This window comes from Lentzea sp. NPDC042327, from assembly GCF_040647275.1.
Lineage (GTDB): Bacteria > Actinomycetota > Actinomycetes > Mycobacteriales > Pseudonocardiaceae > Lentzea.
The window spans coordinates 13,806-21,705 of sequence record NZ_JBEZBX010000037.1 but is presented as its reverse complement, the minus strand read 5'-3'; the positions used below and the strand labels follow the sequence as shown (position 1 = coordinate 21,705).

General features: G+C 71.1%; 7 protein-coding genes and 1 pseudogene. 6 read left to right on the top strand and 2 right to left on the bottom strand.

Annotated features, from left to right (window positions below; genetic code table 11):
• From AB0A63_RS40310 to AB0A63_RS40290, 5 genes and pseudogenes are all read left to right on the top strand, one after another.
• Positions 1-395 (top strand): annotated as a pseudogene (locus AB0A63_RS40310) (hypothetical protein); the annotation flags it as partial.
• Positions 379-1,695: a glycosyltransferase 87 family protein gene (locus tag AB0A63_RS40305; RefSeq protein ID WP_360402053.1), complete on the top strand. Its 1,317-nt coding sequence runs from the start codon at positions 379-381 to the stop codon at positions 1,693-1,695. The pseudogene AB0A63_RS40310 and the gene AB0A63_RS40305, both read left to right, overlap by 17 nt.
• Before the next feature lie 399 nt (positions 1,696-2,094).
• Entirely contained in the window at positions 2,095-2,898 is an 804-nt protein-coding gene (locus tag AB0A63_RS40300) for an alpha/beta hydrolase (RefSeq protein ID WP_360402050.1), read from the top strand.
• A complete protein-coding gene (locus tag AB0A63_RS40295) occupies positions 2,898-4,316 on the top strand; it encodes a SpoIIE family protein phosphatase (protein WP_360402056.1) in 1,419 nt (472 codons plus the stop codon). Before AB0A63_RS40300 ends, AB0A63_RS40295 begins: the two co-directional genes overlap by 1 nt.
• Positions 4,313-4,669, top strand: coding sequence for an STAS domain-containing protein (locus AB0A63_RS40290; protein WP_360402047.1), 357 nt, complete (start codon positions 4,313-4,315; stop codon positions 4,667-4,669). The genes AB0A63_RS40295 and AB0A63_RS40290 overlap by 4 nt, the downstream gene beginning before the upstream one ends.
• A gap of 4 nt (positions 4,670-4,673) precedes the next feature.
• Here the strand turns inward: AB0A63_RS40290 and AB0A63_RS40285 are convergent, their stop codons facing one another.
• Together AB0A63_RS40285 and AB0A63_RS40280 are read right to left on the bottom strand one after the other, a co-directional pair.
• Complete coding sequence (locus AB0A63_RS40285) at positions 4,674-5,090, bottom strand: ATP-binding protein (protein WP_360402044.1); 417 nt, start codon at positions 5,088-5,090, stop codon at positions 4,674-4,676.
• A 153-nt stretch (positions 5,091-5,243) separates the two neighbouring features.
• Positions 5,244-6,452, bottom strand: a complete 1,209-nt coding sequence (locus AB0A63_RS40280) for a GAF domain-containing SpoIIE family protein phosphatase (RefSeq protein WP_360402041.1) — start codon at positions 6,450-6,452, stop codon at positions 5,244-5,246.
• A 180-nt stretch (positions 6,453-6,632) separates the two neighbouring features.
• Between AB0A63_RS40280 and AB0A63_RS40275 the strand changes: the two genes are divergently transcribed.
• Positions 6,633-7,559, top strand: a complete 927-nt coding sequence (locus AB0A63_RS40275) for an alpha/beta hydrolase (RefSeq protein WP_360402038.1) — start codon at positions 6,633-6,635, stop codon at positions 7,557-7,559.
• Positions 7,560-7,900 lie beyond the last annotated feature (341 nt).

The following is a 7,900-nucleotide window of genomic DNA, read 5'->3' as shown; positions in this document are numbered from 1 at the left end:
GCCGCGACTGGGCCGGCGGCTTCCGGTGGGACCGCACCGCCGGGCTGCTGGCCGCCGCGGTGGAGCACGAGGTGCGCGCGACCCGCCGCGACGGTCCACGCCGCCGTGCCCGGTTCGACATCGCCACCGTGGTGCGGCTGCCGGCGGGTGCCCGCGTGCCCGCGGGCGCGCTGCGCGTGACCGACGAGGTCGTCGAGGCCGGTGGGTCGGTCAGCCTCCTGCTCAACGGCTGCGACGAGTTCGACGCGGTCGGCGTCCTGGACCGCCTCGGGATCGAGGGAGCGCGCGTGCGGCTGGCCACCCACGACGACCTGATGCTCGGCCCCCGCCCAGATGCTCCGCCCCCGGCCACCGAACCCACGAGGAAGGTCGACGACCGTGTCCACTCGCGCTGACACCAGGACCAGGGTGCTCACCTGGTCCGCGGTTGCCATCACAGCGTTCGCCCTGGCGTTGACCGCCCAGGTCCTCTACACCCGTGACGCGCACTGGGGTGTGCGCTACATGGCCGACCTGTGGGTCTACATCGCCAGCGGGCAGGCGGTGCGCGACGGCCAGTCCCTGTACGACGTGGTGATCATGTCACCCCTGTACGGGCCGATGCCGTACCTGTACCCGCCGCTGACCGCCGTGGTGTTCTTCGTCCCCTTGACCTTCCTGTCGTTCGGCACCGCCGGGCTGCTGTGGAACGCCGCGACGCTGATCGCGCTGGGCGCGATCGTGTGGATCACCCTCGGTGTCGCCGACGTCCGCGCCCCCAGGACGCGCCTGGTGCTGACCGTCGTCGGCCTCGCCCTGGTGTTCTGCCTGCTGCCGACCCGCATCCACCTGATCTTCGGCCAGATCAACGCGTTCCTGGTGCTGCTGGTGCTGCTGGACTTCCGCCGCGACGCGGGCCGGTGGCGCGGCGTGGGCATCGGCGTGGCGGCCGGGCTGAAGGTGACGCCGCTGATCTTCATCGCCTACCTGCTGGTCACCGGCCAGTGGAAGGCGGCGCGGACGGCGGTGCTGGCGTTCGCGGGCACGGTCGCGGCGGGCTTCGCGGTGGCACCGGCCGACTCCCTGGAGTACTGGGGCGGCCTGGTGTTCCAGTCGTCGCGGGCGGGCGCCGTGTTCAGCACCCCCAACCAGTCCCTGGCCGCGGCCATGGCCAGGGTGTCGCACAGCGAGGTGTTCGCCGGCTGGTGGATCGTCGTGCTGGCCCTGGTCGGTGTGCTGGGACTCGCGGTGGCCAGGTACGTCCACCACCGGGGCTCCGACTTCCTGGGCTTCTGCGCCGCGGCGCTCACCGGGCTGCTGGTGTCGCCGGTGAGCTGGGAGCACCACTGGGTGTACGTGGTCCCCCTGCTGGTGTGGCTGGTGGTGCGGGCCTGGCAACGGCGCTCGGCCGGCCTGTCCGCCGTGGCCGTGCTGCTCGTGGCGGTGTTCACGCTGCGGGTGTTCTGGTGGGTGGGCGTGCCGGAGTTCCCGGCGAAGCCGATGGACATGACCGCGGGCCAGCAGTTGGCCTCCTCGATGATGCCGGTCGCCGCACTGCTGCTGCTCCTGCTCGGGCCGCTGTGGGTCCGCCGGGAGTTCCGCGCTGCCTCGCAGGTCCGGTTGGGCAGCGGGGCCGGGGAACGCCGCGCGGGCCGGCCGGCGCCGGTCGGTGTCGGGGCCGGCCCGGTCAGCGAACCGGAGGTGCGGTCGTCCTGATCTCGCGCCGGTGGCCGGTGGTCGACCCGCTCACGGGAACGATGCTCGGGCTGACAACACGAGAAGGCTGCGAACCAGCAGCCTTCTCGTGTGTGCAGTGCTGCCGTACGCCACGAGGAGAACATGAGTGCGGAGCAGATCGCCGACGAGGCACTGACCCACCGCCCTGTCGAGCTTTGATCACGGGGTACTGCGGTCCCGGCAGTTCATGGCGCACATGGTTCGGACCCCGCTGACTGAGCACCTGCCGGGGTGACCGGCCAGACCCGGCCGGTGCTGGAACCGCTCCCACCACCGGCCCGCACGGACGGTCGCCGAGGTGCGGCGGCACGGTCGGTGGAGGTGCGGATGCCGCCAAGCCTTACCCTGATCAGCTTGAACAGGTCCGAGGGAGAAGCGATGGACATCCGTCACCGGAACAACGTCACGGTCACCGGCGCGACCGGCGGCCCGACCGTGGTGCTGGCGCACGGCTTCGGCTGCGACCAGAACATGTGGCGGCTGATCGTCCCCGCGCTGTCGCAGCGGTACCGGGTGGTGTTGTTCGACTACGTGGGGTCGGGCGGCTCGGACCTGTCGGCGTGGAGCACCGAGCGGTATTCGAGCCTGGAGGGGTACGCCCAGGACGTCGTGGACGTCTGCGACGAGCTCGAGATCGAGCAGGCGGTGCTGGTGGGGCATTCGGTCAGCGCCATGGTCGGGGTGCTGGCCGCGCGGATGGCGCCGCGGCGGATCGGGTCGCTGGTGATGGTGGCGCCCTCGCCCTGCTACATCGACGACGCCGGCTACCGCGGTGGGTTCACCGCCGAGGACATCGACGAGCTGCTGGTCTCGCTGGAGTCGAACTACCTGGGCTGGTCCTCGGCGATGGCGCCGGTGATCATGGGCAACCCGGAGCGGCCGGAGCTCGGGCAGGAGCTCACCAACAGCTTCTGCGCCACCGACCCCGACATCGCCAGGGTGTTCGCCCGCACCACGTTCCTGACCGACAGCCGTGCCGACCTGGCCGGTGTCGCGGTGCCCACGCTGGTGCTGGAGTGCGCTGAGGACGTCATCGCGCCCCGTGAGGTCGGTGCGTTCGTCCACGCCGCCATCCCGTCCTCGCGCCTGGTCACCCTCGACGCCACCGGGCACTGCCCGCAGCTGAGCGCGCCCGAGGCCACCGCAGAGGCGATCCTGGACTTCCTCGGGACCCGCCCGTGATGTGCCGCGCGGACGGCGCGTCCGCCGAGGACGCGCCGGAGCCCGCCCACACCGGGAGCGGTGTGGACCCGGGTCAGACCGGCAGCACGGACGCGGCGTTCACCGCTCTGCTGGAGGACAGCGCGGAGGACCTGTACGACGCGGCGCCCTGCGGCTACCTGTCCACGATGATGGACGGCACCATCGCGAAGATCAACGCCACGTTGCTGGACTGGCTGGGCCTGACCCGTGAGGACGTGGTCGGCCGGAAGCGGTTCGCCGACCTGCTCACCGTCGGCGGCAAGCTGTACCACGAGACGCACTTCGCGCCGTTGCTGCGCATGCAGGGCGAGCTGCGGGGCATCGCCCTGGAGATGAAGGCGTCCGGTGGCAGGCGGTTGCCGGTGCTGGTCTCGTCGACGCTCAAGCGCGGTGACGGGGGAGAGCCGCTGCTGATCCGCACCACGGTGTTCGACGCCTCCGACCGCCGGGCCTACGAAGAGGAGCTCCTGCGTCGCCGGCAGGAAGCCGAACGGGCCTACGCCGCGGCCGAGCAGGCCCGGCTGCAGGCCGAGGCCGACCGGGAACGACTGGCCGCGACGCTGGCGGTGCTGCAGCAGACCCTGCTGCCGCCGTCACTGCCGGCGGTGCCCGGCGTGGAGCTGGCCGGGCACTACCACACCGCTTCTCCCGACCAGCTCGGCGGAGACTTCTACGACGTCTTCCCGCTGACGGACGACACGTGGGGTTTCTTCCTGGGCGACGTGTGCGGCAAGGGCGTCGAGGCCGCGGCGCTGACCTCGCTGAGCCGCTACACCCTGCGGGCCGCCGCGCACCACGACCCCGACGACCCCGTCGCGGTGCTCAGCGCCCTCAACACGGCCCTGCTGCACGACCCGAGCGTGGGCATCCGGTTCTGCACCGTCCTGTACGGCACCCTCCGCCCGGCCCACGACGGTGGCGTGACCGTGCGGCTGGCAGGCGGCGGGCATCCTCCGGCGTTCCACCTCTCGGCAGGTGACGACGGCGGTGGCGACAGGGGGGTGCGGCCGGTCGAGCTGCCGGGAGCGATGCTGGTCGGCGCGCTGTCCGGTGCGCGTTTCGTCACGACCACCGTCGACCTCGAACCGGGTCAGGCCCTGCTGCTCTACACCGACGGCCTGACCGAGGCCCGGGACGCCGACGACCAGTTGCTCGACACCGAGGGTGTCGCCGCGATGCTGGCGGCGCGCACCGGCCCCTGCACCGCGGCTGCTGTCGTGGCCGACACCGTCGCCTTCCTCGCCGGACTGCCCAACGGCACCGATGACGACGTCGCTCTGCTCGCCCTCGGTGCCCCCGGTGCCGGCGCGGCGACCGCCGGGTCGTCCACCGCCGCCGTGTCGGTCACCGCGTCCGAGCCGAACCATGTGCCGATCGGGAGCACCGACCGTCCATGACCAGAGCTTTCCGCCTCGAAGTGCGGCACGCCGGTGCCGGCCACGCCCTGATCGCCGTCAGCGGCGAACTCGACCCGCTCACCGCACCCCGCCTCCGCGAGCGAGGTCTGTCCCTGCTCGCTGAGGGAACTCCGCACCTGCTGCTCGACATGTCGGAAGTCGACTTCTGCGACTCGTCGGGCCTGAGCGTCGTCATCGCGCTGTGGGCACAGGCGAACGCCAGTGGCGGCAGCCTGGCGCTGGCCGCCGTTCCGGACCGCCTCAGCCGCCTGCTGCGCATGACGGCAACCGACACCCTCATCCCCGTCCGGCACGCCGACGACTTCGGCAGGTCTGAGCCGGAACCGAGCTGACGCCTCAGTTCTGCGCCGCGCGGCAGCTCAGCTCCGCCCACACGACCTTGCTCGTCGTGGTCACGACGCATCCCCACCCGCGGGACAGCTGCGTCACCAGGAGCAAGCCGCGGCCCCGGTCCTCGCCCAGCCGGGAGGAGCCAAGCCGGGGGAGGGTCGTCCGGTCGCCGTCCTCGACGTCGATGTGCAGTGTGGAGTCCGGCAGCTGGCACACGCGCAAGCCGATCGGCGGCCGACCGTGGTCGTAGGCGTTGCTGACCAGCTCCGTGACGAGCAGCTCGGCGTCCTCCACGCAGTCGGTTTCCAGGTGCGACAGTGCCTTCCGCAACGAGCGCCGCAGCTCGCCCAGCGGCGGTGTCGCGACTCCCGGCAGGTCCACGTCCAAGATCAGCTCTGGATGCCCGTCGGAAGCGCCTGTCATGGGTTCTCCCGGGAGGTGCGGTGTGCACGGGCGTCCCTCCGGTGTACCCGATCGGGGCACGTCAAAATCACCGCTGTCAGGTCGCCGGGAGACCGGGGCGCGACACCCGGCGACGGCTGCGACACCGCACGCCTCGGTGCACGCCCGGCCGGCTCAGGTGCCGTGGCGCACCGCCACCACCGCGATGTCGTCGGTCGCCGGCTGGTCGCCGACCATCGTGGCCATGGCCTGTGCGCACGCCGCTTCCGGGTCGACCGCGGAGATGACGCGGCACAGCCGCTCCAGGCCGTCGTCGAGGTCCTCACCCCGGCGTTCGACGAGACCGTCGGTGTAGAAGATCATCAAGGCTCCCGGCGGCACCTCGACGTCGATGCTGCGCCGGCCTGTGCTCCCGAGGTCGAACCCGATGGGCGGGCCGATGTGGGCGGGCAGGAAGCAGGTCTCGTGACCGGGCGTCGCGAGGAGCGGAGGCAGGTGGCCGGCCACGGCGATGCGCATGTGGTCGGTCGCCGTGTCGATGACGGCGTAGGCGACGGTGGCCATGGTGCCGGTCTCGAAGTGGCTGGCTTTGCGGTCGAGCTTGCCGAGCACGTCCGCGGGGTCGGGGTAGTCCATCGCATAGGCGCGCAACGCGCTCCTGAGCCGCCCCATCACGACGGCGGCCCGCAGCCCGTTGCCGGCGACGTCGCCGATCACCACGCCGATGCGCGCGCCGGGCAGCTCGAACACGTCGTACCAGTCGCCGCTGACACCGCTGTCCGTGCCGGGGACGTAGCGGGCCGCCAGCTCCCAGCCCTCGGTGCTCGGCAGCCTCGACGGCAGCAGGCTCTCCTGCAGCATCGCGGCCGCGGCGCGTTCGGAGCGGGTCCGGTCCACGTAGACCCCGACGGCGAGCCGGTCGGCCACCAGCTGCAGCGCCTCGACCTCCTCGCCGGTGAACCGGCGGGGCGTGGTGCTGCCGACGTGCACGACCCCGGTCAGCTCGCCCTCGGCGATCATCGGCACGCCCAGCAGCGCCCGCAGCCCGTGCTCCCACAGCAGCGGGTTGACCACCGTCGACTCGTCGACGCGCTGGAGCTGAACAGGTTCCCGGCGCTGCGCCACGGCGCCGGCGAAACCCTTGCCGACCGGCACGCGCACCCCCTGGAACACTTCCTCCTCGAAGCCGGACGTGGCCCTGGCGACCAGCTGCGTACCGCTGCGGTCCACCAGCAGGACGGTGACGGTGTCGACGGCGAGCAGCTCACGGGTGCGCTCCAGCAGGACCTCCATGAGCTTGTCGAGGTCGAGCTGTTTGAGAGGCGAGTCCGTGACCGCGTTGAGCGCCCGCAGCCGGATCAGCGGAACTCCGACCTCTGCCATCGTGCCTCCCCTCGAGGCGGGTGCCTGCACGACATTATGTCGTGCGTTCACCGCCTTTTCACGGCCGGCCGCGCCTGTGACCAGCCGAACGGTCCACGAGCACGGCCCGCGGGCGTCACCGCCGGGCTCACGGTGACCGCTTGAGCTGCGGTCGTCCGGTTCGTTGGGCAGCATGGCTGCATGACCCAGCGCAGTTCCACGCCAGCGCAAGGCGCTTCTCCGCTGACCGCCGACGCGAACGCGACAGCTCACCGCTTCGTCGACGTCGGGGGAATGCAGGTCTTCTACCGCGAAGCAGGCCCGAGTGACGCGCCTGTGCTGTTGCTCCCGCACGGCTATCCGTGTTCGTCGTACCAGTACCGGCGGCTCATGCCGGCACTGGCGGACCGGTGGCGCCTGGTGGCCCCGGACTACCCCGGCTTCGGCCTGAGCGACACGCCACCGGCTGATTCCTTCGGCTTCGACTTCGACGCTTACGCGGGCTTCCTCGAAGCCTTCTGCGATGAGCTGGGCCTTGACCGGTATGCCCTGTACCTGCACGACTACGGTTCGCAGATCGGCCTGCGGCTGGCCATCCGGCGTCCTGACCGCGTGACCGCCCTCATCATCCAGAACGGCGACATCTACGAGGACACGCTCGGACCCAAGTACGAGCAACTCCGGGAGTACTGGCGCGATCCGTCGGACAGCAACCGCGCGGCGCTCGAAGAAGCGGTGTGCGAAGAGGGTTTCCGCGACGAGTTCGTCGGCGAGGTTCCTGCTGACCAGGCCGCGCGGATACCACCGGAACTGTGGAAGCTCCACTGGCCGTTGATGAACACGCCGCAGCGGCGGGACATCATGCGGAAGCTGATGGAGGGCTTGAAGGACAACCTTGAATGGTTTCCGCGTTATCAGGCCTATTTGCGCGAACACCAGCCGCGGACGCTCATCGTCTGGGGGCCGAAGGACGGCTACATGCCCGAGGAATCCGCACGCGCCTACCTGCGCGACATCCCGGAGGCGGAGCTGGTGCTCACGGACGGCGGCCATTGGCTGCTCGAGACGCATTTCGAGCAGGCCGTCCCGGTGATCCGCCGCTTCCTGTGCCGTCTCGACGCGGTGTGACGGGGGACCGTTTCCGCGCGTGCGGGTCGGTGTCCGGTCACAGCTCGGCGCGGTGCCGCACCTCGTCGATCGTGGTCACCACCAGGCTGGTGGGCGCGACGGTGCGGATGCGGCGCCGCGGTTGGTGAGAAAGGTACTCGTCGTGAGCAAATCACACGTAATGGATCAGGGGGTATCGCTGTCCGTGACCACCGCTCTCACTGTGTGGTGCATGATCAGGACTGCCGTCGGGCACCACGGCGTGTGAAGGCGGTGGTGATGACGGCCGGGGGGGGGGTGGGTGTCTGTGGGGGGCCCCACCCCGACCCCGCGGGGGGGAAAGGCGACCAGGGGGGGGGGCA

Coding starts and splice junctions, on each gene's coding strand:
- AB0A63_RS40300 (WP_360402050.1), top strand. CDS start 2,095: ATGGACATCCGTCACCGGAACAACGTCACGGTCACCGGCGCGACCGGC.
- AB0A63_RS40295 (WP_360402056.1), top strand. CDS start 2,898: ATGTGCCGCGCGGACGGCGCGTCCGCCGAGGACGCGCCGGAGCCCGCC.
- AB0A63_RS40290 (WP_360402047.1), top strand. CDS start 4,313: ATGACCAGAGCTTTCCGCCTCGAAGTGCGGCACGCCGGTGCCGGCCAC.
- AB0A63_RS40285 (WP_360402044.1), bottom strand. CDS start 5,090: ATGACAGGCGCTTCCGACGGGCATCCAGAGCTGATCTTGGACGTGGAC.
- AB0A63_RS40280 (WP_360402041.1), bottom strand. CDS start 6,452: ATGGCAGAGGTCGGAGTTCCGCTGATCCGGCTGCGGGCGCTCAACGCG.
- AB0A63_RS40275 (WP_360402038.1), top strand. CDS start 6,633: ATGACCCAGCGCAGTTCCACGCCAGCGCAAGGCGCTTCTCCGCTGACC.